A 24,621-nucleotide genomic window follows, 5' to 3' on the forward strand; every position below is an offset into this window, starting at 1 on the left:
CCGAAGCTGGCTACCCCTGCTGAAACCCAGGTGCGCATCATGGCCCGCCCGATCTGGACCGGTACGCTTTCCTTCGGCCTGCTCAACGTACCGGTCTCGCTGATGTCCGGTGAGCGCAAGGTCGACCTGCACTTCCGCATGCTGGATTCGCGCGACCGCAAACCGATCCGCTTCGAACGGGTCAACGCCGATACCGGCGAAGAAGTGCCGTGGAAGGACATCGTCAAAGCCTTCGAGTACGACAAGGGCAGCTACGTTGTGCTGGAGGAAGACGATATCCGTTCGGCGGCGCCGGAAAGCCATGAAACGGTGGAGGTGGAAACCTTCGTCGACGCCAGCCAGATCGATCCGCGCTACTACGAGAAGCCCTATCTGCTGGTGCCGGGTAAAAAGGCCGAGAAAGGCTACGTGCTGCTGCGGGAAACGCTGCGCAGCACTGGCAAGGTCGGTATCGCGCGGGTGGTGGTGCGAACGCGCGAGTACCTGTGCGCGGTGATGCCCAACGGTGACGCACTGGTGCTGATGATCCTGCGTTACCCACAGGAACTGGTCGAGCCTGACGACTACACGCTGCCCAGTGGAAAGCTCGCCGATTACCGCATCACCAGCAAGGAAACGGCGATGGCTGAGCAGCTGATCGAGTCGATGGCCGGCGACTGGGATCCGTCGCAGTATCACGATGAATTCCGCGAACGCCTGCAGCAGGTGCTGAACAAGCGCATCAAGTCCAAGGGCGGCACGACCAAGGTAGAAGACGAGCCGGCACCGCGCGAAGATGCCACCACCAACGTGGTGGACTTCATGTCGCTGCTGCAGAAGAGCCTGGATGCCAACAAGCGCACGCCGGCGAAGAAGGTGGCAGCGGGCAAGGCTCCGGCAAGGAAGACAGCGGCGAAGAAGACACCGGCAAAGAAGGTCCCGGCGAAGAAGGCTGCAAAGAAAACCGTCGCGCGACGCAAGGCGGGTTGAGCCATGTCGTTGCATCAGTACCGGCGCAAGCGTCGGCTGGGCGGAGGCAGCGGGCAGACCCCCGAGCCGGATGAAACGCCTGCACGGGGCAACCCGAAGCGACGGCCGATCTTCGTGGTTCAACTGCACCACGCCAGCAGCCGCCACTACGATTTCCGCCTGGAAATGGATGGCGTGCTGAAGAGCTGGGCGGTGCCGAAGGGGCCGTCGCTGCGGGTGGGTGAGAAGCGTCTGGCGGTGGAGGTGGAAGACCACCCGCTGTCCTATGCCGGCTTCGAAGGCGATATTCCGGAAGGGCACTACGGCGCGGGTCACGTCGACGTATTCGATCACGGCAGCTGGGCCTGCGAAGGCGATCCGCTGCAAGCGCTGGCGGCCGGCAAGATCGACTTCGTGCTGCATGGGCAGCGTCTGGCGGGTGGCTGGAAGCTGGTGCGCACGGCGATGAAGGGGCGCCAGGTGCAGTGGCTGCTGATCAAGCGCGATGATGAGCAGGCACGGGATGCCGAAGCGGACGATCTGCTGCACGCGCCAGCACCCAGATCTGCGAAGGCGCCCCGCGCCTCTGCGAAGAAGGCGGCGCCCGCGCCGCGTACCGCACATCCACGCAAGGCCGATGCACGCTGGCATGCGCGTGCGCTGACGCTGGATGGGGCGCGTGACAAGAGCTACCCGCGTCAGTTCAAACCACAGCTCACCGATCATCGCGACAGCGCACCGGACGGCGAGCGCTGGCTGCACGAGATCAAGTGGGATGGCTACCGGATGCTGGCCGACCTGCACGAGGGCGAGGTAAAACTGCGCTCGCGCAATGGCCTGGACTGGACCGCGGATTTTCCCGAAGTGGTGCAGGCCGTACAGGCGCTGCCGGTACGCGATGCACGCCTGGATGGGGAACTGGTGGTACTGGATGACAACGGCCGCAGCGACTTCGCCGCGCTGCAGCGGGTGATCGACGGCAGCTCGAAACAACCGCTGCGCTACATCGTGTTCGATCTGCCGGGCGTGGCTGGGGTCGACATCAGCCGCGCGCCGCTGCTGCAACGCAAGGCACTGCTGAAGGAACTGATCGGCGATGCAGTTGGCACGCTGGCCTTCAGCGAGCACGTCATCGATCACGGCCCGGCGGTGTTCGAGGCCAGCGGCAAGGCGGGCTTCGAAGGCATCGTCAGCAAGCAGATCGATGCGCCCTATGTGAACGCCCGCGCACGAAGCTGGGTGAAGGTGAAGCACGAGGACACCGATGAATTCCTGATCATCGGCTACACCGCGCCAAAGGGCTCGCGGGTGGGATTCGGTTCGCTGCTGCTGGCCACGCCGGACAAGGGCGGCCTGCGCTATGTCGGCCGGGTCGGTACCGGCTTCGACGACGAGAGCCTGCGCGCGCTGTCGGCCACGCTGGCGCCGCTGGCGGTGAAGGCAGCGGTGCTGGAGCTGCCGTTGCACGTGCCCCTCCGTGGGGCCAGCGTGCGCTGGGTGAAGCCGGTGACGGTGGCCGAGATCGCGTTCCGCGGCTGGGGCAAGGAAGGATTGCTGCGCCAGGCCAGTTTCAAGCGACTGCGCAGTGACAAGCAGAAGGAGGACCTGGCGATGAGTGCAGCACCGGCCGATGACGGCGACGACGTGGCCATCACCCATCCCGAGCGTGTGGTGTTTGCGAAGAAGAAGCTCAGCAAGGGTGACGTCGCCGACTACTACCGGCAGATGGCACGCTGGATCCTGCCGGAAATCAGTGGACGACCGCTGTCGCTGCTGCGCTGTCCCGATGGCGTAGGCAAGGCCTGTTTCTTCCAGAAGCACCACGGCCAGGGTCTGGGCGACGCCGTGCATGCGGTGCCGCTGCAGCAGAAGAGCGGGCGCGAGGACTACGTCTACATCGATGACGAACGCGGGCTGCTGCAGCTGGTGCAGATGAACACCCTGGAGCTGCACCCCTGGGGGGCGACGGTGGCCGATCCCGAGCATCCCGACAGGCTGGTGTTCGATCTTGATCCAGGTGAGGGCGTGAGCTGGGCCGACGTCAAGCGCGGCGCGCGTGATGTGCGCGATCGGCTGCAGGAGACCGGGCTGCAGAGCTTCGTGCGGTTGTCGGGTGGCAAGGGCGTGCATGTGGTGGTGCCGTTGCAGCCAAAGGCGGACTGGGAGGACGCGAAAGCGTTCTGCGAGGCGTTCGCGCAGGCGATGGCCGAACAGGCGCCGGACCGCTACGTGGCGACGATGAGCAAGGCCAAGCGCAGCGGGGTGATCTTCATCGACTGGCTGCGCAATACACGCGGCGCGACCAGCGTATGTTCGTGGTCGCTGCGTGCGCGCGAGAGCGCGGGCGTGGCGGTACCGCTGCGCTGGGAAGAACTGGCGCGGGTCGGCGCTGCCGATGCGTTTCCGATGGACAAGGCGTTGGCACGGGCGAAGCGTTTGAAGGCGGATCCGTGGCAGGGTATCGACACGCTGAAGCAGACGCTGCCGACGCTGAAGCGGTAGTGCCGGCCGCTGGCCGGCAACTGCAGGATCATCGAGGTGGCCGGCCAGCGGCCGGCACTACCGGTATCCGCTCAGCGCGGATCGCGCGATGCGCGACGACCGAACCACCAGCCAACCAGCAACTGCACCGGCAGCGAAACCAGCAGGCCGATGACGAACCACTGTGGGAAATCGCCCCCCATCACCCACAGGCCATAGCCCGCGCCAAGCACCAGCAACGACCAGATCGAAGTGCCATGCGCGCGCGGCCAGCACGGTGCGTAGTAGGTGGCAAAGGCAATGGCGGCGATGCCGCCGAGCACGGTGAATGCCAGGTCCCAGCCGAGCTGCGCCTCGCTTCCCGGCGTCATGCCCAGCAGCGACGGCAGCCAGCCGGCGGCACTGCTGACCAGGGCCAGCGCGAGCAGCGCGCCGATCAGGGCGAGCAGGGAGAGAAAGATGGTCTTGAGCGTGGCGGGCATGCGCGCATTGTACGGCCGCCAGGCTGCCCGGCGCTGCCGGTGGATCGGCATGGCCGCCGTGCCCGTGGGAGAGGGGAACGGGCACGGCGGCCATGCACAGGGGGTCAGGCAGCGAAGTCGATCACCACGCGGCCTTCGATGGTGCCGGCGTGCATGCGCGCGAACACATCGTTGACGTTCTCCAGGCGATCGGTGCTGACCGTTGCCGCAACCTTGCCTTCTGCGGCGAACCGCAGCGACTCCTGCAGGTCCAGGCGGGTGCCGACGATCGATCCGCGCACGGTGACGCCGTTGAGCACCATGCCGAAGATGTCCAGCGGGAAATTGCCCGGTGGCAGGCCGTTGAGCGAGACCGTGCCGCCGCGACGGACCATCCCCAGCGCCTGTTCGAACGCCTTGGGCGACACCGCGGTGACCAGTGCACCATGCGCGCCGCCGATCTCCTTCTTCAGGAATGCGGCCGGATCGGTGGTGCGCGCGTTGACGGTGACCTGCGCGCCCAGGCGCCTGGCCAGGGCCAGCTTGGCGTCGTCCACGTCCACCGCAGCAACGTTCAGGCCCATCGCGCGGGCGTACTGCACGGCCATGTGGCCGAGGCCGCCGATGCCGGAAATGGCCACCCAATCACCGGGCTTGGTGTCGGTGACCTTCAGGCCCTTGTACACGGTGACGCCCGCGCACAGCACCGGCGCGATCTCGATAAAGCCCACTTCCTTCGGAAGCAGGCCGACATAGTTGGCATCGGCCAGTGCGTACTCGGCGAAGCCGCCGTTGACCGAGTAGCCGGTATTGCGCTGCGTTTCGCACAGCGTTTCCCAGCCTCCCAGGCAGTGTTCACAATGGCCACACGCCGAGTACAACCAGGGGATGCCGACCCTGTCACCTTCCTTGATGTGCCCTACCCCGCCTCCCACGGCCACGACGTGCCCCACGCCCTCGTGGCCGGGGATGAACGGCGGGTTCGGTTTCACCGGCCAGTCGCCCTCGGCGGCGTGCAGGTCGGTGTGGCAGACGCCACAGGCCTCGATCTTGACCAGCACCTCGCCCGCCCCCGGGCGCGGTACCACGACTTCTTCGATGACCAGCGGCTTGCCGAACTCACGGACGACGGCGGCCTTCATGGTTCTGTTCATGCGTGCTTCTCCGTAGTGCGCTTGCAGACAGGATGGCGCCGGCCCCATGCCCGCGCCTTGATCCCGATCAATCCTCAGAATCAGAAGAAGCCGAGCTTCTTCGGTGCGTAGCTGACCAGCAGGTTCTTGGTCTGCTGGTAGTGGTCGAGCATCATCCGGTGGTTCTCGCGGCCGATGCCGGACTGTTTGTAGCCGCCGAATGCGGCGTGTGCCGGGTAGGCGTGATAGCAGTTGGTCCATACCCGCCCGGCCTGGATCGCACGGCCCACCCGGTACAGGCGCGCGGCATCGCGGCTCCAGACGCCGGCACCCAGCCCGTACAGCGTGTCGTTGGCGATCTGCAGCGCTTCTTCTTCGGTCTTGAAGGTGGTCACCGACACCACCGGCCCGAAGATCTCCTCCTGGAACACGCGCATGCCGTTGTGGCCCTTGAACACGGTCGGCTGCACATAGAAGCCGCCGGCCAGGTCGCCGCCAAGCGCGGCCTTGTCGCCACCAATCAGCACTTCGGCGCCTTCCTCGCGGCCGATGGCGATGTAGGACAGGATCTTCTCCAGCTGTTCGGCCGACGCCTGCGCACCCACCATGGTGTTCGGGTCCAGCGGATTGCCCTGCCGGATCGCTGCCACGCGTTCCAGCACGCGTTCCATGAAGCGTTCGTAGATCGATTCCTGCACCAGCGCGCGCGACGGGCAGGTGCAGACCTCGCCCTGGTTGAAGGCGAACATGACGAAACCTTCCACCGCCTTGTCGAGGAAATCATCGTCCTCGGCCATCACGTCGGCGAAGAACAGGTTCGGCGATTTGCCACCCAGCTCCAGCGTCACCGGAATCAGGTTCTGGCTGGCGTACTGCATGATCAGGCGGCCGGTGGAAGTCTCGCCGGTGAAGGCGATCTTGGCGATGCGCGGGCTGCTGGCCAACGGCTTGCCCGCCTCCAGGCCGAAGCCGTTGACCACGTTGAGCACGCCCGGCGGCAGCAGGTCGCCGATCACTTCCATCAGCACCAGGATCGACGCCGGCGTCTGCTCGGCCGGCTTGAGCACCACGCAGTTGCCCGCGGCCAGTGCCGGCGCCAGCTTCCAGGCCGCCATCAGCAGCGGGAAGTTCCACGGGATGATCTGCCCGACCACGCCCAGCGGTTCGTGGAAATGGTAGGCCACGGTGTCGTCGTCGATCTGCGACAGGCTGCCTTCCTGCGCACGCAGGCAACCGGCGAAGTAGCGGAAGTGGTCGGCCATCAGCGGCACGTCGGCGTTGAGCGTCTCGCGGATCGGCTTGCCGTTGTCCCAGGTCTCGGCATGGGCCAGCAGTTCCAGGTTCTGTTCGATGCGATCGGCGATGCGGTTGAGCAGCAGCGCGCGGTGTGCGGCCGATGTGCGGCCCCAGGCGTCCTTGGCGGCGTGCGCGGCATCGAGTGCGGCGTCGACGTCCTCGGCGTTGGAGCGGGCCACTTCAGTGAACACCTGGCCGTTCACCGGCGAGAGGTTGTCGAAGTACTGGCCGCTGCGCGGGGCGACCCATTCGCCACCGATGTAGTTGCCATAGCGCGGCTTGAACAGGGAGCGCGGATCGGTGGCATGCGGGCGGGTGGACGGTATGGCGTTCATGGCGGTTCCTGCGATGGGCGTGGTACCTCCACAGGCGCAAGGACGATGCCAACCCTGGCCTGCTGCGCTGCATCACGCCTTCATCGCCCGGCCGTCGGTCATCCTGTCGCGCGCCCTGCGGCGGCGCAGCAAGCGCGGCCGTTGCAGGCCGGCGCAGGGTGTGCTGTTAATCGGGACAGGTCCCGCAACAACTGTCGCAATGTGCGACACAGGAGGCTGTCGGTGTCCCCGCTTGCTCCCGATCCCCGCCTGGGCAGTGCCCGGCGCAGTTTCTTCGAGCGCGGCGCTGCCCCGGTCGGCGCGGTGCCGGAGGCGATCCTGCATTCCTGGCAACGCTGCCAGCGGCACGGCCTGCTGGTGGATGCGCAGCCGGCCGCCGAACCACTGACCGACCACCGCCTGCGCGAACTGCGCCAGCGCCGCGAGCGCCTGTGGCGACAGGCGCGCCCTGAGCTGGATGGGTTGGCGGCGGAAATGACCCACAGCGGCAGCATCGTGCTGCTGACCGATGAAGACGGCTGGATTCTCGACGCCGAAGGCAGTGCCGGTTTTCTCGACAAGGCGGGTCGTGTCGCGCTGATGCCGGGCATGCGCTGGGACGAGGGCACGGTCGGCACCAACGCGATCGGCACCGCGCTGGTCGACGGGCGCGCGCTGCAGGTGCGTGGCGGCGAGCACTACTTCGCCCCGCACGGCATCCTCACCTGTTCGGCGGTGCCGATCCTCGATCCCTACGGACAGTGCCTGGGTGTGCTCGATGTTTCGGGCGACGCGCGGCTGCCACACGTGCACGCGCTGGCGCTGGTGCGGCAGGCGGTAGCGCAGATCGAGCACCGCGGTTTCGCCGACGGCCTGGCCGACTGCGAGCTGCTGCGCCTGCATCATCAACCCGCGCTGCTCGGCAGTGCGCGCGAGGGTGTGCTCGGCTTCCGCGGCGGTCGCCTGGTCGCAGCCAATCGTGCCGGCCTGTCCCTGTTCGGGCTCGATCGGCAGGACATCGGCCGCACGCCGTACGAAGCACTGTTCGAACAACCGCTGTCACGGCTGGCCGATGACGGCGTGCTGCTTGATCGCCAGGGTCGTCGTCTGTACGGCGTGCGCGAAGCACGCGCGTCGCGACGCAGTGTGGCCACGCCGGCGGCGACCGCGCCGTTGCCGGCGCGCGCGCAGGGGCCGCTGTTCGATACCGCACAGCAACAGCAGCTGGCCACCGCCGGGCGTGTGCTGCAGGCCGGGTTGCCGGTGCTGCTGCAGGGCGAGACCGGCACCGGCAAGGAAGTCTTCGCGCGCGAACTGCACGCACGCAGCACGCGTGCCGGTAAGCCCTTCGTCGCGGTGAACTGCGCGGCGTTGCCGGAAGGCCTGATCGAAGCAGAACTGTTCGGCTACGAGGACGGTGCCTTTACCGGTGCGCGCCGCCAGGGCAGCCCGGGCCTGCTGCGGCAGGCAGAGGGCGGCACGTTGTTCCTCGATGAGATCGGCGACATGCCGCTGGCGCTGCAACCGCGTCTGCTGCGCGTGCTGCAGGAGCGCGAGCTGTCACCGCTGGGCGGTGGCAAGCCGGTGAAACTGGATTTTGCGCTGGTCTGCGCCAGCCACTGCGAGTTGCTGCAGGCGGTGGACGCCGGTCGCTTCCGTGCGGATCTGTATTACCGCATCGCCGACCACGTGGTGACCCTGGCACCGCTGCGGCGGCATCCTGATCGCGGTGCCGTGGTGGATGCCCTGTGGCAGCGGCTGGGACAGGGCCACGTGTTGTCTGCGCAGGCGCGCGCGGCACTGCTGGCCCATGCCTGGCCCGGCAACCTGCGCCAGCTGAGCGCCTGCCTGCGCACGCTGGCCGCCCTAGCTGAGCCGGGTCAAGCGGTGGATCCGCAGCTGCTGCCGGTGGAGGTGCGTGCAGGCACGACGGCCGCGCCAGCACTGCCTGCCAGCGGTGCGCTGGAAGAAATCGCCGAGGCGGCCATGCGCCAGGCGCTGGCTGATTGCCAGGGCAACGTCAGCGCGGCCGCCAAGCGGCTGGGGATCAACCGCAGCACTCTGTACCGGCGGCTGGGTACGCCACGCGGCTGAGCGGATGCGCTGGCGCCGGGCCTGTGCCCAGCTCCAGCAGGGGCCAAGGAATCAGCTGGCCAGCACCGCGGCCTCGCGCGCCAGGCGCTCGACGCTGTCCCAGTCGCGGGTCTGCATCAGCGCGGCGGTGGTCAGCCAGGAGCCGCCCACGCACAGCACGTTGGGCAGGTGCAGGAACTGGCTGGCGGTCTGCGCGCTGATGCCGCCGGTCGGGCAGAAGCGCACATCAGCAAACGGGCCGTGCCATGCCGACAGCATCGCGGCCCCCCCGGCCTGCACGGCGGGGAAGAACTTGAAGGTATCCAGGCCATGTTCCAGGCCGACGATCAGCTCCGAGCCGGTAGCCACACCCGGTAGGTAGGGCAGATCGGCATCGCGTGCGGCGGCGTACAGCCGTGGCGTCGCCCCGGGCGAGACCGCGAAGCGGCCGCCGGCTTCCTTCACGGCCTGCATCTGTGCAGCATCGAGCACAGTGCCGGCACCGATCACCGCATCCGGCACCGCTTCGACCATGGCCTTGATGGCCTCCAGCGCGCGTGGCGTACGCAGGGTCACCTCGATCACCGGCAGGCCACCACGGAACAGTGCCTGCGCGACCTGCACCGCATCGTCGATGTCATCGGGGGTGAACACCGGAATCACCGGTGCCAGTTTCAGTACCGCACGAACGCGTGGATCAGCGCCGGACATCGAATCGCTCCTCGCCCATCAGGGCCAACACATCAGCTTCGCTGACGGGATTGAAATCGCCGGGAATGGAGTGCTTCAGGCCCCCGGCGGCCAGGCCGAAGCGCACGGTGGCGTCGGCATCGAAGGCGGACAGGATGCCATGCAGGATGCCTGCCGCGAAGGCATCACCGCCGCCGATGCGGTCGACGATGCCCTGCAGCTGGCGTACCGGCGCCTGTGCACGGGTGCCATCGCGGCCCAGCAGCAGCGCGCCCAGCGCATGGTGCTCCACGCTCAGCGTCTGCCGCTGGGTGCAGGCCAGCCACTGCAGCTGCGGGAATGCGTCGAATGCCGCTTCAGCTGCCGCTTCCACGCGCGCGACCACGTCGGCCTGTTCGAACCGCTGGCCGAGGATGACTTCGATATCGCGGTAGTCGGCAAACACGATGTCGGCCTGCGCGAACAGTTCGTGCAGGATCGCCTGCGCATCACCGCCCCAGCGCTGCCACAGCTTCGGCCGGAAGTTGCCATCGAAGGACACGCGCACCCCCAGCGCACGGGCGGCGCGCGCTGCAGCCAGCGTGGCCTGGGCCACGTCCGGGCCCAGCGCCGGACTGACCCCGGACAGGTGCAGCCACTGCGCGCCCTGCAGCAGCGCCGGCCAGTCGTAGTCGGCGGCGGTGCTGTTGGCGAATGCGGAATCGGCACGGTCATAGACCACTTCACTGGCCCGTTGCACCGCGCCGGTGGTCAGGAAATACAGGCCCATGCGACCGTCGGCATCCTCGCGCACGCTGCGCGTATCGACGCCATGCCGGCGCAGTTCGGCCAGCGCATGCGCGCCGAGCGCGTTGCCGGCGACGGTGCTGACCATGGCCACGTCATGTCCAAAGCGGGACAGCGAGACAGCCACGTTCGCCTCGGCGCCGCCGACGTGCACCTGCAGCTGCGGCGACTGCAGCAGCAGTTCGCGACCGGGTGCACCCAGGCGCAGCAGCAATTCCCCGAAACACACGATACGACCCATTTCTGCTCCTTCACGCGTGCCGCCCGCATGTGACACTGGGCGGCGTGGTTGTGGACCACGCGTGGGGCGTGGATTTGGCTAGCGGTGTCATTTCAATCCCGCCCAGCCTTGCCCTAAGCCTACCAAACTGTTGGAAGCATTGTCCTGCAAGCGTCTTGGAGACATTTCAGATCTGTTGCGGTGCAAGATGCCGGATCGGGAACGTGCTGTTAACGTCCGGACTGACCAGCGGTGTCATCACGCTGAAACAGCCGCGATACCAGACCTTTGGGAGAGGGGAAAGGCATGCATTCTCGGAACCATGAAAAAAAGTCACCGGTTACCTTGCTCGCGATGGCCGTCGCACTGGCCCTGGCAGGCAACGCCGGCGCGCAGCAGCAGAGCGCCAACCCGAACGCCACCGACCTGGATACGGTCACCGTCACCGGCTACCGCGCCAGCGTGGAGAAGGCGCTGGACATCAAGCGCGGCGAAGCCGGCGTGGTCGATGCCATCGTTGCCGAAGACATCGGCAAGTTCCCCGACCTGAACCTGGCCGAGTCGCTGCAGCGCATCCCCGGCGTGGTCATCACCCGCGAGGCCGGCGAAGGCCGCAACATCTCGGTGCGTGGCCTCGGCCCGGAATTCACCCGCGTGCGCATCAACGGCATGGAAGCGCTGACCACGGTCGGTGCCGGTGACCAGAGCGGCGGCACCAACCGCGGCCGTGGCTTCGACTTCAACGTGTTCGCCTCGGACCTGTTCTCGCAGCTGCTGGTGCGCAAGACCGCCTCGGCCGACGTCGAGGAAGGCTCGCTGGGCGCTACCGTCGATCTGCGCACCGCGCGTCCGTTCGACTACGACGGCTTCACCTTCGCCGCCAGTGGCCAGGCCAGCTACAACGCGATGGCCGAGAAGGCCGACCCGCGCATCGCCGCGCTGGTCTCCAACACCTTCGCCGATGGCACCTTCGGCGCCTTGCTGTCGGTGGCCTATTCCGAGCGCCAGGCACTGGAGGAAGGTTCCAACACCGGCCGCTGGGCCAACGGCCCGAGCAACGGCAACTTCGCCGCGTCCTCGCCGTTCGCCGCCGCGCGTGGCGCCAACGTGTTCCATCCGCGCTTCCCGCGCTACGTGCAGATGGAACACGAACAGAAGCGGCTGGGCGTAACCGGTTCGCTGCAGTGGAAGCCGAACGACGCCACCGAGATCTCGCTGGATGCGCTGTACTCGAAGATCGATGCGACGCGCGACGAGCACTACATCGAAGCGATCTCCTTCAGCCGCGGCGCCAACGCGAGCGCACGCCTGTCGGGCAAGCCGACCACCATCGTCAAGAACGGCGAGATCCGCGACAACGCATTGCTCTACGGTGAATTCGACAACGTCGACATCCGCACCGAGAACCGCCACGACGAGTGGAGCACCGAGTTCAAGCAGATCGCGCTGAACGGCCAGCACCGCTTCGGCGATGACTTCACCCTGTCCGGCAAGCTCGGCATCTCGCGCTCCAAGCACGAGAACCCGGTGCAGACCACCGTCATCATGGACAAGTACGACGTCAAGGGTTACAGCTACGACTACCGCGGCAACAGCCGTGCGCCCGTGCTCAACTACGGCATCGATCCGACCAATCCCAACGGCTGGGAACTGGCCGAGATCCGCCTGCGTCCGCAGTATGTGGACAACGACTTCGACACCGGCCAGATCGACTTCAACTGGAACATCAGCCCGGGCTTCCGCCTGAAGGGCGGCGTGCTGGCCAAGGACTACACGTTCAAGACCGTCGAACTGCGCCGCGCCAGCGAACTGGCGGTGCCCAACTTCGCCGGTGGCAGCAAGATCGTGCCGGTGAACCTGACCGAGCAGGCCGGACTGAAGGGCATCAGCGGCAGTCCGTCGAACTGGGTCGTGCCGGACCTGGATGCGATCGCCGAACAGCTGGACATCTACAGCAACAGCGGCACCTTCGCCGTTGCCCCGCGCGCCAACAACGTGCGCAGCGTGGAAGAGAAGGACCGTGGCGCCTACCTGATGGGTGAGTTCTCCACCGAACTGGGGTCGCTGCCGCTGTCGGGCAACTTCGGCGTGCGCTACGTGCGCACCAAGCAGTCGTCCACCGGGCAGTCGACGCTGGCCAACGGCACCGTCGAAACCACGGTCAGCCGCACCTACGACGACACCCTGCCCTCGTTCAACCTGGTGGCTGAAGTCACCCCGGACTTCCTGATCCGGCTGGGTGCGGCCAAGGTGATGAGCCGTCCGGGGCTGGGCAGCCTGACGCCGGGCGCGACGGTGGCGGTGGCCGGTGGCGCACGCACCATTTCCAGTGGCAACCCGGTACTGGATCCGATCCGTGCGACCAATGTCGACCTCGGCTTCGAGTGGTACTTCGCCGAAGGCGCGATGGCCGGCATCGGCCTGTTCTACAAGGACATCGAGAGCTTCGTGCAGACCACCCGCGAAGTGCGCCCGTACAGCGACAGCGGCCTGCCGGCTTCGCTGCTGGTCGGCACCGGCGCCTCGGCCACCGATGACTTCACCTACAGCAAGCCGGTCAACACCCCCGGCGGCGAACTGCACGGCGTGGAGGCCAACTACACCCAGCCCTTCACCTTCCTGCCGGGCAAGTGGGCGAACCTGGGCGTGCAGTTGAACTACACCTGGGTGGAATCGAAGATCCAGTACATCAACGCGGCCGGGCAGCCGGTGATGAAGACCGACCTGACCGGCCTGTCGAAGTCGTCGTGGAACGCCACGCTGTTCTATGAAGGCGAGAAGTTCGCCGGGCGCATCTCGGCCACCAACCGCGATGACTACCTGACCCAGGCACCGGGCCAGGAAACCGGCTTCAACCTCGATGGCTACCACGGCATGACCGGTACCACGGTGTTCGATGCGTCCATCCGCTACAAGATCAGCGACCAGCTGGAACTGAGCCTGGAAGGCATCAACCTGACCAACGAGGCGTCCGACGAGTGGGTGTACTCGCCGCTGACCGGTCGCCTGCCGCTGCAGTACACCGAGACCGGCCGCCAGTACCTGCTGGGGCTGCGCTACAAGTTCTGAGCAACGCCGGCGGCGTGCCACCCGGCACGCCGTCGTTCGCCACGACCGCTGCTGCGCCGCAAGGTGCCGTCGCGGCGTGGCCTTGCTACGGTCCGGCGGCCCTTGCCGGCCGTCGCCCGTTGAAAGGAAACGCCTGATGCCGCACCGCTCGACCCTGTCCCGCTGCCTGTTGCTGGCGGTGGCCTTGGCTGCCGGCCCCGCGATGGCCGCTACCGATGCACCCACGCTGCTGTTCCACGTCGATGCCGGCAAGGGTCTTGAGGCCGTGGTGGCGCAGGGTGAGGCGGTGCCGAACTTCCGCGACAAGGTCGACATCGTCGACGACGGAGCGCGCGGCAAGGCGATCCAGTGGCAGGACGACGGCGTGCTTGCCTGGGATGCGCCTGGCAACATCCTTGCCCAGCGCGGCACCCTCGCCTTCGACTGGCGCGCGCGGTATGCGGTGGGCGAAGCTCCGTTCGTGATCTTCCGCGTCGGCTACGCCGACCACAGCAGCTGGGACATGGCCTGGCTGCGCATCGACTGGAACGGGCATGGCTTCGATGCGTTCGTCACCGATGCCAACCTTGCCCGCACGCGTGTGTCGTTCCGCATGGACACGCCGCCACGCGCGGACCAGTGGCTGCACCTGGCCTTCGCCTGGGATGAAGACCAGGGCGTACGCCTGTTCGTCGATGGTCGCGAGGTGGCGCGTGTGCAGGCCAGCGGTGACTACGATGCGGCCCTGGACCAGCTCGGCCTGGCCGGACGGGTGATGGCGCCCTACCAGGTGCAGAGCCGCTACAACTTCCTGCGCGGCAGCGATTTCCAGCACATCCGCGTGTACGACCGCATGCTTGATGCTGCGGCCGTCAGTGCGCTCGCGCGTGGCAAGGCCGTCACCAGCGTCGTTGCCAGCGCCAGCGATGACCGCGCCTGGCGCCATCGCTTCGGCTGGGACGGCGCAGCGCCACCGGCATTGACCGCAGCCAGCACGCGCATCCGCAAGATCGAGTTCGCCGATACCCGCGATATGAAAGCGTGGATGTGGAAGGCCACCGACGGTATCGCCGAAACCACCTGGCCCGGTGTCTACAACCGCTCGCGCCTGCCCGGCCGCAACGACTACTTCCAGTTGCCGGACTGGAACACCTATGTGGAAAGCGGCCAGCACCTGGACCTCACCCTCCCGGCCGGCGAGACCGTCAACCGCGTGGAGATCCGCGGTGCGGCGTTCGGCACGCTGGCCCACGGCCGCGATGCGGCGCACGCCACGCAGGTGCTGGCAACGCGTCCCCAAGGCGTGGTGCGCAGCGTCGACGACATTCCGGCACAGACCGGGGGCGTGCTGCGTTTCAGCAACGTTGAACAGGAGACGCCGATCCAAGAGATCTGGGCGTATGACGTGAGCGAAGGCGCCGAGCCCGATGGCACGGTCAAGCAGAACTATGTCATCGACAGCCAGGCGCTGCCCGACTACACCAACCTGGACACGCTGCGCCGTTACATCGACGGCCGCTATCCGCTGGCCGAACGCAGCACGGTGATGGCGCTGCCGAAGGGCGCAGGCTCGCGGCGCCGCAGCGCCGACACGCTGCCGGCCGAGCCGAAGCCGATCGTGCACGTGCTGATTCCCTCCGGCGTGGGTGATGCGCCGGCCAACCAGCCGTTGATCCGCAGCTGGGCCTACAGCTGGGAAAACATGCATGACGGCCTGGACGGCGTGGCCATCGACATCCCCGCACTGGACCTGCCGGCCACGCACGATGGGCTGATCCCGCTGAACATCCGCATCAAGGATCCGATCTGGCCGGCGCGCGACATGATCGATGTTTCGGTCTCGGTGCAGCCCGGGCAGAAGCGCACGCTGTGGCTGGACCTGCGCGACCGCATCCTGACGCCCGACAGCCTGTGGTTGAGCATCGCCTCGGCTGCTCCCGGCTTCGACGCCAAGGCACTGGACGGTGCGCAGGTGCGGCTGGTGTTCAAGCCACGCGCCGAGGCGATCAAGGAGCATGTGGCCGACCGCTTCAACCAGGTGCGCGACAACTGGGGCTTCCTGGTGGAGGAACACACCACCTCCAAGCGCCAGCGCCTGTATGCGCGCGTATACGCGGACCTGAGCGACCTGCTGCGGGTGGACCCGGACCACGAACTGGGCCGGTTGTACTGGAACTACATCAGCTACAACAGCCAGGGGCGACCACCGTACACCGCGCCGGACGTGCCCAAGGGCGTACCGGCGTGGGCGTTCCACCAGGTGCAGGACCTGGCCCAGGTGCGGCAGTTCGTCGACTGGTGGATCGATCAGCGGCAGGTGGCCTACGGCGATTTCGGTGGCGGCATCTCCGACGATTCCGACCTGACCCAGCAATGGCCGGGGCTGGCCCTGATGGGCGTGCAGCCGGACCGCCTGAATGCCTCGCTGACCGCATTGTCAGACGCGGTGTACCGCAATGGCATGTTCAGCAATGGCCTGAGCACCATCGAGACCGACGAGCTGCATGCCTACGAGGAAGGCATCAACACCAACAGCGCGATGCTCTACCTCAACTGGGGTGATCCACTGACCCTGGAACGATTGATGGAAACGGTGAAGGCGTTCGACGAGCGCATCATCCTGCGCAACCCGCAGGGTCATCTGCTGTTCTCCAGCAACTGGTTCGGTGGCAACAAGGTCTACCGCGAACCGAACTGGCAGTGGCAGAAGCCGTACTCGTTCCCGGTGCTGCATCCGGCCTTCCTGCTGGGCCAGTACAACGCCGACGCGACCGGACGCCGGCTGGTGATCGGCCTGGCCGATGGCTATCTGGCCCACGCCGGCAGCGACGACAAGGGCCGCTTCACCCTGCCCAACGAAATCAACTGGGCGACCGGTGAGACCCGCGGCGGCGAACTCAACAGCGGCTCCGGCAGCGGCGATACCATGCATACGTTCTGGGCGGCATGGCGCTGGACCGGCGATGCGAAGTACCTGCAGGCGCTGGACTACCGCGTGCAGCGCGGCGGGCCCGGCGCGCTGGCCAACCTCGGCGAGAACTACGTGGAGGCGCTCGGCCGGCAGCAGGACTGGTACCCGCTGCTGACCGCCGAGGCCGATGCCGGGAAGACCGGCTTCGCCAGCCTGATGGCCTGGCAGGCCAGCGGCGACCGCAAGTACATCGACGCACTGCATGCCGATGGTCTGCAGGCCAAGGCGCAACGTGCGTACATGAACACCGAAGGCCACTGGTGGTCCGACCGGGTGGAAGCGCCGAGCGAGTTCCTGCAGCGTGCACGGCTGGGTGGCATCGCCCTGAAGCGCAACCAGAGCTGGCCCGGGCACACCGTCAGCTGGCGCTTCGATCGCGAGGGTGCCGCCGAACAGGTGGCGCTGCTGGTGCATGCGCCCTCGCGCGAGCGTTTCACGGTCACCAGCCATAACCTCGGTTCGCGCGTGATCGCCGCTGACATGACCGGTTGGAACGTGGCCAGCGGTACCTGGCGCGTGCGCAGTGGCGTGGATGGCGACGGCGATGGCCGCATCGACGGTACGCCGCGCGAGCGCGTGGTGCAGCTGGAAACGAGTGCTTCGGTACCGATGCAGTTCCAACCTGGCCGCACCGAGGTATTCGAGTTCGAGCGCGTGTCTGCGGGGACGCCGGTGGATACGCGTCCGGATCTGGGCGTGGGCCGTGGTGATGTGCGGATGGACGGGCGCCAGGTACACGTGACGGTACATGGCCTTGGGCATGTGGCCAGCGGCGTGGGCGTGGCGGTGCTGGAAGATGCGCGGGGCCGCGAGATCGCACGCACCGAAGTGCCGGCGATGGCTGCACCGACTGACCTGTTGCCGAAGACCGCAGTGGTGTCGTTGCCGTTGCCGGCCGGTGATCGAAGTGGCCTGCGCGTGCGTGTTGCACTGGCCGACGGCGGAGAGGAAGTCACGCGGCTCAACAATGTGGTGGATGTGCCGCGGTGAACTCCGCGTTCCGCCGGGCATGGCCCGGCGCTACCGATGAATCGGTTGCCCACAAGCCCTGGTAGCGCCGGGCCATGCCCGGCGGAACGCGATCAGGACGCTTCGGTCTCCATCACCTTCACCCGGCGCTGGTACCAGCCGTCGTCGAGCGGATCGAACACCGCGCTGCGCTCCATCACGCCCTGGTAGACGTGGACGGATACGGCTATGTCCTCGTCGCTGGCGTTGCGCAGCGTGTGGTACTCGTGCGGTGGGATCAGGCTGCCGGCGCTGCCGCGGTGACCGTACAGCGTGTCCTGCGCGGCGAAGCGGTGACGTTCGCCACGCTGTTCCAGCAGCGCATACGGGGTCACGATCAACTCGCCCTGCCAGACCCCCTCCACGCACCACATCGCATCGTGGTCGTGCAGTGGCGTGCCCTGCCCCGGGCCCCAGCACATCGCAATGACGCTGTAGCCCAGCGTAGGACTGCGGTGCAGTTCACGGCGCGCGTAATGGCCATCCACCGGACGGCGTACACAGGGCGGCAGCTCGATCAGCGGATCGATGATGGCCTCACGCAGCACCCGCTGCAGCGCATCGGTGATCGCCTTCGGATCGACCAGGCAGACAGCGCCGTCGATCCCTGCAATCAAGCGCTCGCGGCCGGTAAACGGCGGTGGCGTGAACATCGCTTCCATGAACCGACTCTAGCCGAGGCGGGTTAACAGAATGTTTGCATCGCGGTGTCATCACTGCGTGCCGCGCTGAACGAAGGGCACTTTTGCATAGAGCGCACGCTCTCCCGCGCGTGGATCGTCAACCACGCGGCTGTGCCGATCGAACAACATCGTCTGCCGTTGTGGCAGTGAATACGGGGCCCATTGCGACAGTCCTGCGTGATTCGGATCACCAGAACGCGCAAACGCAATCAGGGCATCGCTCATCGTCGCCGCCAGTGCAATGGCGGCGTCACCACCGCCGGTGCGGGCACCGGGCAGGCCGGCGTTGTCGAACACCAGCGGGATATCGAGCGTGTGGAACGCGCGCAGACGTCCCTCTTCCACCGGTGACGGCCAATCGAGCTGGTAGGCCCAGGTCGGTGCGGCACCCGATGTCTGCCGGGCGCGCGCCTCCAGTTCTTCCACTGCACCACGCCAGGAACGACCGGCCGTAGTGGCGGCGAAGAACACCTCTGACGGCGTGTAGTGCGGATACAGGCGTCGATATTCTGCGATCACCACCGAAGGTAAAAGATCGACGAACTGCTGCTTCTCCAGTTGCGCCGGCAGGCTCTCCCAGGTCAGCGTGAAGTTGGCCGGGTCGTTGCCTAGAAACGCGCGCGTCTCATCGTGGGTGTTGCCGATCACCATCGGAATCGACGCGGACTGCGCCGGTGCCTGTGGCCAGAACGGATGCACCGGCAGCACCACCTCATCCAGCACCGGGCCGAAATACAGCGCGCTGCTTTCCACCCGCGAAGGATCGCGTGCGCGGGTGGCGGCCAGCAGGTCGGCCGTCGGCAGGCGCAGCAGTGCCTGCAGGTCGCGCGCGCCTATCGCCTCCATTGCGATGGCTGTGCGTTGCGCTGCGGCACGTGGACCGGCCGCGGTGACCTGCTGCCCGCTCATCGTCCACGCGCGCTGGAACAGGCCCTTCGCTGCGGGCATCGCCATCAGCGTGGCGATCTTGGCGCCGCCACCGGACTGCCCGAACACGGTGATGTTGCCGGCATCGCCACCGAACACCGCGGCGTGCTCCCGCACCCACTGCAGCGCCTGCACCAGGTCGAGCTGGCCGACGTTGCCGGAGGCCGCATAAAGCGGGTCGCCCAGCGCGCCCAGGTACAGGTAGCCGAAGGTGTTCAGGCGGTGATTGACGGTGACCATCACCACGTCACCGCGCCGGCACACCGCGCTGCCGTCGTACAGCGGGTCGCTGCCCGAACCGTTGTTGAAGCCGCCGCCATGCAGGTACACCAGGATCGGCCGCTTGCCGCCGTCGCCGAGCGCTGGCGTCCATACGTTGAGGAACAGGCAATCTTCGCTGCCCGGACCATCCGCCCCCGTCTGGGGTGCAGAGGCGGCGTATTCCAGGGCGTCGGCGATGCCTCGCCAACCTGTCTCGCGGCGTGGTGGCTGGAAACGGTAGGCGGAGGTGTCGGCGCCATAGCGCAGGCCACGGAACATGTGCACGCCGTGCTCGCGCTGGCCACGCACGCGGCCGCCACGCAGGCGTGCCACCACCTGTGTGTCAGCACGTGGTCCAGGCAGTGCGGATGCAGGAAGCGCTGCGAGGGTGGCCGTGGCCAGCGCCCAGCGTGCACTGTCGCGCAGGAAACGACGGCGCTGCAGGTCGGTCGTCCCTGCGTTCAAGGTGCGGCCTCCGTCGTCTGCAGCCAGCGTTGTGCCAGCAGCGGCCACACGGCCAGCGTTGAATCAGGCGGCATGCGCATGCCGAAGCCATGGCCGCCGTGGGCGAACAGATGCAGTTCGTGCTCGACGCCCGCCTTGGCCAGCGCCTGCGCCATCACCTCGCTGTTGTGCACGCTGACCACGCGGTCGTCGTTGGCGTGGATCAGCAGCGTCGGCGGCATGTCCGCGCGTACGTGCTGCTGCATCGAATACTGCGCAGCCAGCGCCGCATCGGCCCGCTCGCCCAGCAGGCGTCCGCGTGAGCCGCTGTGTGCATGCGGGCCCATGTCGATTACCGGATACACCAGCACCGCGCGGGCGGGACGCGCGCTGAGGCGGTCGATGGCATCGCGCGGCGGGTAGACCGGTGCATCGAAGCCGGTGGCCAGCCGTGCGGCGACGTGGCCACCGGCGGAGAAGCCCATCACCGACACGCTGTCGGCATCCAGCCTGCGCCGTGCGGCCTGGTCGCGCACCACGCGCAGTGCGCGCTGCGCGTCTGCCAGCGCCGCCTGGCGGTCGCGGTCGGCCTGCGGCAGGCGGTAGCGCAGCACGAACAGGGTATAGCCGGCACGCTCCACCCACGCCGGCACCAGCGCGCTGTCTTCCTTGTCGATCACCACGCGCTGGTAGCCGCCACCGGGAATCACCAGCAGCGCGCGGCCGTTGCCGTGGGCGGGTGTATGCACCAGCAGGTAGGGCGCATCGACCTGGTCGATGAAGCGATCAGGGTGGGCCGGATCATCGCTGCGCTCGACCACGCGCGGCGGTCGCGCAGTGCCGGTTTCACCGGGCACCTGGCCGGCTGGCCACAGGGGTATCTGTTCACCAGCCAGCTCCTTGCCCAGCCGCTCGCCCGCGCGCAGCGGCGCATCGGCGGCGGACGCAGGGATGGCCAGCAGCAGACCGGACAGCAACAGCAGCACACGGGAAAAACGCATGGTGGGCAGGGCTCCAACGGGGAGGCAACAGAGTGGCCGAGGTCACCGGCAAGCGCTCGTGATGCGCTGCGGCTTGCACGATGACACCGGTTTACCATATACACCTCCTGCAGACGCTGTCGATGGGCAGTGCAACAACGCCAGAGGGAGACCGTTCTTGAGCAACGAACACGGCATACATGGGCAGACGCCGCCGCCGGACGATGCGGCCGCGATCGCCCACGCCTTCACCACCGCGCGCCGCGCCGGCCAGGCCCTGCCCGGCTTCCCGGGCCTTGTTCCGCCTGATCTGGTGGCTGCCTACCAGGTGCAGGATCTGGCCATCGCCAACTGGGATGACCAGGTGGTGGGCTGGAAGGTTGGCTACATCGCTGCCGAGCGCCGCGACGCATCCGGCGACGACCGCCTGCTGGGCCCGGTTTTCTCGCGTCAACTGAAAAATGCTACCGGTGGAACAGTGGACATTCCGGTGTTCGTCGGAGGCTTCGGCGCGGTCGAGGCCGAGTACGTGCTGGAGCTGTTGGAGGACGCTCCGGCCGCACAGCTGCACTGGTCGCCCGAGCAGGCCGAAGCGCTGCCGGCGCGCCTGTACATCGGCGTGGAAGTGGCCAGCAGCCCGCTGGCGACGATCAACGAGCTCGGCCCGCGCGTGGTGGTGTCCGACTTCGGCAACAACAATGGCCTGGTGCTGGGGCCGGAGATCGCCGACTGGACCGCCCGCGACGAGACCGACCTGCGCGCCGAAACCCTGATCGAGGGCGAGGTGGTCGGCACCGGCGGAGCAACCCGTCTGCCCGGCGGCCTGCGTGCGGCGTATGCGTTCGCGCTGTCCCGTTCGGCGCTGCGCGGCCGGCCGTTGCGGCGCGGCGACCTGATCGCCACCGGCAACGCCACCGGCATCCATGACATCACCGCAGGACAGACGGCGCTGGTGCGGTTTGCCGGCTTCGGCGAGATTGCCTGCAGGGCCGTACCGGCCGGGTAACCGCCGCACGATCCGGTGAACACGCGCGGGAGGGCGCAGATGATCACACGACGACACTTCCTGGCCGGTGGCGCTGCTGCGCTGGCCACCCCGATGCTCGCGGCCTGTGGCCGCGGGCTCGCCGATGCCATCGACGGTGGCCAGCTGCTGACCGCTACCGACGTGCACGTGGCCGACTACCCCACCGTGACCGCGGTGAAGTGGATCGGCGAAACGCTGCAGCGCGAAAGCAACGGTCGCCTGCGCCTGCGGCAATACCATTCCGGCCAGCTCGGTCGCGAATCGGAAGCGATCGACATGGCCCGTTTCGGTGCCATCGACATCACCCGCGTGTATGCCGGTGCGCTGAACAACGCATTCCCGCTGACCCAGGCACTGTGCCTGCCGTATGTGTTCGAGTCGGTGGCGCACCAGCGCGCCGCACTCGATGGCGGCATCGCCGAGGCGGTGCTGCGCGGGTTCGAGAGCCGCGACCTGGTCGGCCTGGCGATCTACGATTCCGGCGCGCGCTGCTTCTACAACACCAAGCATCCCATCGTGCAGCCCAGCGATCTGCACGGGCTGAAACTGCGCGTGGCGTCCTCGGACATCTTCATCCAGCTGATGCGCCTGCTCGGCGCCAACCCGACGCCGATGTCGCTGGGCGATACGTTCTCCGGCATGGAGACGCACATGATCGACGGTGCCGAGAACAACATGCGCAGCTTTCATTCCAGCCGCCACTTCGAGGCCGCGCACTACTGGTCGCAGAGCGATCACTCGTATGCGCCGGACGTGCTGCTGATGTCGCGCGCCAGCTTCGAGCGCCTGCAGCCGGCTGACCGCCAGCTGCTGCTGGAGACCGCACGCGCCTCGGTGAAGGTGATGCGCGCGCAGTGGGATGCGTCCGAAGACGCCGCGCGTCGCGCGGTGCTGGCCTCTGGCGTGAAAGCCAACGAGGTGGACCTTCCCGCGTTCCGCGCCGCCGCCCAGCCGCTGCTGCAGCAGTACCTGCAGCAACCCGAGCTGGCCGCGCTGGTCGCCCGCATCCGCGCTGCCGCCTGAGGACACTGCCATGACCGAGACGACGATTCCCGCCGCCGGCCCCGGCCAGCGCCTGCTGGACCACATCGCCGACATCGCCATCTACATCGCCGTGGCTGCGCTGCTGGGGCTGGTGGTGGTGCAGGGCTGGCAGGTGTTCGCCCGCTACGTGATCAACGATTCGCCCAGCTGGACCGAGCCGGTGACCCTGCTGCTGCTGGCCACGGCGATGAGCCTGGGCGCGGCCTGCGGCGTGCACACCAACCGCCACTTCGGCTTCTTCCTGCTGCACGCCTACATGGGTGCCGGCCTGCGCCGGGCGGTGGATGTGTTCACCCAACTGGTGGTGGCCGTGCTGGGTGGCTTCATCGCGTTCTGGTCGGCCGACCTGCTGCTCGATGGCATGGACATCAAGACCGCCGGCGCCAACCTGCCGCAGAGCATCAACTACCTGCCGCTGGCAGCGGGCGGTGCGCTGATGCTGCTGTTCGCACTGAACCGTGCGTGGAAGGCGCTGCAGGCCACGGCAGCCGACGCCGACGCCGACGCTGAAGGAGATCGTTGATCCATGGGCATCACCATCCTGTTCGCTGTTTTCGCCGCACTGCTGCTGCTGGGCGTTCCGGTGGCCTACGCGCTGGCCGCCGCCGCGCTGGCTACCCTGCTCTACCTGGACATCCCCAGCATCGTGCTGGTCCAGCAGATCTCCGCCGGCACCGGTTCGGCCTCGCTGATCGCCATTCCACTGTTCATCTTCGCTGGCGAGATCATGATGCGCGGCGGCATCTCCGAACGCCTGATCGCCCTGGCGTCATCGCTGGTGGGGCGCATGCGTGGCGGGCTGGGCCAGGTGTCGATCCTGTCCTCGCTGTTCTTCGGCGGCGTGTCCGGCTCGGCCATCGCCGATGTTTCGGCCGTGGGTGGCACGATGATTCCGCAGATGGTCAAGCGCGGCTACGACCGCGACTTCGCGGTGAACGTCAGCATCACCGCCGCGCTGGTGGCGCTGCTGGTGCCGCCATCGCACAACCTGATCCTGTTCTCGGCCGCTGCCGGTGGTGGCCTGTCGATCGCCGATCTGTTCGCCGCAGGCATTGTGCCGGCGCTGCTGATGACGCTGGCATTGATGATCACCGGCTATGTGGTCGCGCGTCGCCGTGGTTATGGCGTGGAAGTGTTCCCGGGCTGGCGCGCGGTACTGCTGCGCATCGTCTCCGCCCTGCCCGGCCTGGGCCTGGTGGCGCTGATCTTCGTGGGTATCCGCGCCGGCATCTTCACCGCGGTGGAAAGCGCGGCCATCGCCGTGGTCTACGCCCTGCTGGTCACCACCGTGCTGTACCGGCAACTGCGCTGGCGTGAGTTCTTCGACACCGTCATCCATGCCGCGCGCAGCACCGGCGTGATCCTGTTCGTGATCGCCACCGCGGCGGTGTTCGGCTGGCTGCTGGCCTACCTGCAGGTGCCTGCGGCGGCGGTGGACTTCCTGCAGTCGTTCGCGCACAGCCAGTTCATGGTGCTGCTGATGATCGTGGTGATGCTGCTGCTGCTGGGCACCTTCATGGACCTGGCACCGATGATCCTGATCTGCACGCCGATCTTCCTGCCGGTGGCCAAGGCCTATGGGATCGATCCGATCCACTTCGGCCTGGTGCTGGTGCTGACCGGCGGCCTCGGCCTGGTCACCCCGCCGGTAGGCTCGGTGCTGTTCATCGGCACCGCCATCGGCAAGATCAGCGTCGGCCAGAGCATGCGCACGATCTGGCCGTTCTGGTTCGCCGCGCTGGGCGTGCTGCTCATCGTCACCTTCTTCCCGTCGCTGTCGCTGTGGCTGCCCGCCGCGCTGCGCGCCTGATGAGCGGAGGCGCTCC

Annotated in this window: 17 protein-coding genes; 9 read left to right on the forward strand and 8 right to left on the reverse strand. The window is 67.4% G+C overall.

Annotation, left to right across the window (positions count from 1 at the left end; genetic code table 11):
* Window positions 1–39 precede the first annotated feature (39 nt).
* Window positions 40–969, forward strand: a complete 930-nt coding sequence (locus tag CR919_RS07205; protein ID WP_099819674.1) for a Ku protein — start codon at window positions 40–42, stop codon at window positions 967–969.
* Window positions 970–972: 3 nt separating this feature from the next.
* Window positions 973–3,450 (forward strand): DNA ligase D, encoded by a 2,478-nt coding sequence (ligD, locus tag CR919_RS07210; protein ID WP_099819432.1) that lies wholly within the window; start codon window positions 973–975, stop codon window positions 3,448–3,450.
* Between the two features lie 71 nt (window positions 3,451–3,521).
* Here ligD and CR919_RS07215 read toward each other — a convergent pair whose 3' ends face one another.
* The 3 genes from CR919_RS07215 to adh all read right to left on the reverse strand — a co-directional run bounded on the left by CR919_RS07215 (window position 3,522) and on the right by adh (window position 6,654).
* Window positions 3,522–3,911: a hypothetical protein gene (locus CR919_RS07215; RefSeq protein ID WP_099819675.1), complete on the reverse strand. Its 390-nt coding sequence runs from the start codon at window positions 3,909–3,911 to the stop codon at window positions 3,522–3,524.
* 104 nt (window positions 3,912–4,015) lie between these two features.
* Window positions 4,016–5,044, reverse strand: coding sequence for an alcohol dehydrogenase AdhP (gene adhP / locus CR919_RS07220; RefSeq protein WP_099819433.1), 1,029 nt, complete (start codon window positions 5,042–5,044; stop codon window positions 4,016–4,018).
* An 80-nt stretch (window positions 5,045–5,124) separates the two neighbouring features.
* The gene (gene adh / locus CR919_RS07225; RefSeq protein ID WP_099819434.1) at window positions 5,125–6,654 is read right to left on the reverse strand and encodes an aldehyde dehydrogenase; all 1,530 of its coding nucleotides are present in this window, start codon (window positions 6,652–6,654) and stop codon (window positions 5,125–5,127) included.
* A 222-nt stretch (window positions 6,655–6,876) separates the two neighbouring features.
* On the opposite strand from adh, the gene CR919_RS07230 reads away from it, so the two are divergent.
* Complete coding sequence (locus CR919_RS07230; protein WP_243379971.1) at window positions 6,877–8,727, forward strand: sigma-54-dependent Fis family transcriptional regulator; 1,851 nt, start codon at window positions 6,877–6,879, stop codon at window positions 8,725–8,727.
* A 51-nt stretch (window positions 8,728–8,778) separates the two neighbouring features.
* On the opposite strand, the gene eda is transcribed toward CR919_RS07230, so the two are convergent.
* Together eda and CR919_RS07240 are read right to left on the reverse strand one after the other, a co-directional pair.
* Window positions 8,779–9,417: a bifunctional 4-hydroxy-2-oxoglutarate aldolase/2-dehydro-3-deoxy-phosphogluconate aldolase gene (gene eda, locus CR919_RS07235; protein WP_099819436.1), complete on the reverse strand. Its 639-nt coding sequence runs from the start codon at window positions 9,415–9,417 to the stop codon at window positions 8,779–8,781.
* Window positions 9,404–10,423, reverse strand: coding sequence for a sugar kinase (locus CR919_RS07240; RefSeq protein WP_099819437.1), 1,020 nt, complete (start codon window positions 10,421–10,423; stop codon window positions 9,404–9,406). Before CR919_RS07240 ends, eda begins: the two co-directional genes overlap by 14 nt.
* 285 nt (window positions 10,424–10,708) lie before the next feature.
* Here CR919_RS07240 and CR919_RS07245 point away from each other — a divergent pair, with 285 nt between their 5' ends.
* Together CR919_RS07245 and CR919_RS07250 are read left to right on the forward strand one after the other, a co-directional pair.
* On the forward strand, window positions 10,709–13,471 hold the full coding sequence (locus CR919_RS07245; protein ID WP_099819438.1) for a TonB-dependent receptor: 2,763 nt from the start codon (window positions 10,709–10,711) through the stop codon (window positions 13,469–13,471).
* Window positions 13,472–13,607: 136 nt separating this feature from the next.
* Window positions 13,608–17,411 (forward strand): LamG-like jellyroll fold domain-containing protein, encoded by a 3,804-nt coding sequence (locus tag CR919_RS07250; RefSeq protein ID WP_099819439.1) that lies wholly within the window; start codon window positions 13,608–13,610, stop codon window positions 17,409–17,411.
* A 92-nt stretch (window positions 17,412–17,503) separates the two neighbouring features.
* Here the strand turns inward: CR919_RS07250 and CR919_RS07255 are convergent, their stop codons facing one another.
* From CR919_RS07255 to CR919_RS07265, 3 genes are read right to left on the reverse strand one after another with little or no spacing between them, the layout of a single operon-like run.
* Window positions 17,504–18,091 carry a cysteine dioxygenase family protein gene (locus tag CR919_RS07255; protein ID WP_099819440.1) on the reverse strand — a complete coding sequence of 196 codons (588 nt, stop codon included), beginning with the start codon at window positions 18,089–18,091 and terminating at the stop codon, window positions 17,504–17,506.
* A 51-nt stretch (window positions 18,092–18,142) separates the two neighbouring features.
* Window positions 18,143–19,765 carry a carboxylesterase family protein gene (locus CR919_RS07260; protein WP_099819441.1) on the reverse strand — a complete coding sequence of 541 codons (1,623 nt, stop codon included), beginning with the start codon at window positions 19,763–19,765 and terminating at the stop codon, window positions 18,143–18,145.
* Complete coding sequence (locus tag CR919_RS07265) at window positions 19,762–20,745, reverse strand: alpha/beta hydrolase (protein ID WP_099819442.1); 984 nt, start codon at window positions 20,743–20,745, stop codon at window positions 19,762–19,764. The genes CR919_RS07260 and CR919_RS07265 overlap by 4 nt, the downstream gene beginning before the upstream one ends.
* A 175-nt stretch (window positions 20,746–20,920) precedes the next feature.
* On the opposite strand from CR919_RS07265, the gene CR919_RS07270 reads away from it, so the two are divergent.
* From CR919_RS07270 to CR919_RS07285, 4 genes are read left to right on the forward strand one after another with little or no spacing between them, the layout of a single operon-like run.
* Window positions 20,921–21,730, forward strand: a complete 810-nt coding sequence (locus tag CR919_RS07270; protein ID WP_207761025.1) for a 2-keto-4-pentenoate hydratase — start codon at window positions 20,921–20,923, stop codon at window positions 21,728–21,730.
* A 39-nt stretch (window positions 21,731–21,769) separates the two neighbouring features.
* Window positions 21,770–22,774: a TRAP transporter substrate-binding protein gene (locus CR919_RS07275; RefSeq protein WP_099819444.1), complete on the forward strand. Its 1,005-nt coding sequence runs from the start codon at window positions 21,770–21,772 to the stop codon at window positions 22,772–22,774.
* A 10-nt stretch (window positions 22,775–22,784) separates the two neighbouring features.
* Window positions 22,785–23,318: a TRAP transporter small permease gene (locus tag CR919_RS07280; RefSeq protein ID WP_099819445.1), complete on the forward strand. Its 534-nt coding sequence runs from the start codon at window positions 22,785–22,787 to the stop codon at window positions 23,316–23,318.
* A gap of 3 nt (window positions 23,319–23,321) precedes the next feature.
* Complete coding sequence (locus CR919_RS07285; protein ID WP_099819446.1) at window positions 23,322–24,605, forward strand: TRAP transporter large permease; 1,284 nt, start codon at window positions 23,322–23,324, stop codon at window positions 24,603–24,605.
* Window positions 24,606–24,621 lie beyond the last annotated feature (16 nt).

Source organism: Stenotrophomonas sp. LMG 10879 (assembly GCF_002750935.1).
In the GTDB taxonomy this organism is placed as follows: Bacteria; Pseudomonadota; Gammaproteobacteria; order Xanthomonadales; family Xanthomonadaceae; genus Stenotrophomonas; species Stenotrophomonas lactitubi_B.

Excerpts from the sequence above, each read along its gene's own strand:
- CR919_RS07240 (WP_099819437.1), bottom strand. The coding sequence starts at position 10,423 with ATGGGTCGTATCGTGTGTTTCGGGGAATTGCTGCTGCGCCTGGGTGCA.
- CR919_RS07245 (WP_099819438.1), top strand. The coding sequence starts at position 10,709 with ATGCATTCTCGGAACCATGAAAAAAAGTCACCGGTTACCTTGCTCGCG.
- eda (WP_099819436.1), bottom strand. The coding sequence starts at position 9,417 with ATGTCCGGCGCTGATCCACGCGTTCGTGCGGTACTGAAACTGGCACCG.
- CR919_RS07205 (WP_099819674.1), top strand. The coding sequence starts at position 40 with ATGGCCCGCCCGATCTGGACCGGTACGCTTTCCTTCGGCCTGCTCAAC.
- CR919_RS07215 (WP_099819675.1), bottom strand. The coding sequence starts at position 3,911 with ATGCCCGCCACGCTCAAGACCATCTTTCTCTCCCTGCTCGCCCTGATC.
- adhP (WP_099819433.1), bottom strand. The coding sequence starts at position 5,044 with ATGAACAGAACCATGAAGGCCGCCGTCGTCCGTGAGTTCGGCAAGCCG.
- adh (WP_099819434.1), bottom strand. The coding sequence starts at position 6,654 with ATGAACGCCATACCGTCCACCCGCCCGCATGCCACCGATCCGCGCTCC.
- CR919_RS07275 (WP_099819444.1), top strand. The coding sequence starts at position 21,770 with ATGATCACACGACGACACTTCCTGGCCGGTGGCGCTGCTGCGCTGGCC.
- CR919_RS07280 (WP_099819445.1), top strand. The coding sequence starts at position 22,785 with ATGACCGAGACGACGATTCCCGCCGCCGGCCCCGGCCAGCGCCTGCTG.
- ligD (WP_099819432.1), top strand. The coding sequence starts at position 973 with ATGTCGTTGCATCAGTACCGGCGCAAGCGTCGGCTGGGCGGAGGCAGC.
- CR919_RS07285 (WP_099819446.1), top strand. The coding sequence starts at position 23,322 with ATGGGCATCACCATCCTGTTCGCTGTTTTCGCCGCACTGCTGCTGCTG.
- CR919_RS07255 (WP_099819440.1), bottom strand. The coding sequence starts at position 18,091 with ATGGAAGCGATGTTCACGCCACCGCCGTTTACCGGCCGCGAGCGCTTG.
- CR919_RS07250 (WP_099819439.1), top strand. The coding sequence starts at position 13,608 with ATGCCGCACCGCTCGACCCTGTCCCGCTGCCTGTTGCTGGCGGTGGCC.
- CR919_RS07265 (WP_099819442.1), bottom strand. The coding sequence starts at position 20,745 with ATGCGTTTTTCCCGTGTGCTGCTGTTGCTGTCCGGTCTGCTGCTGGCC.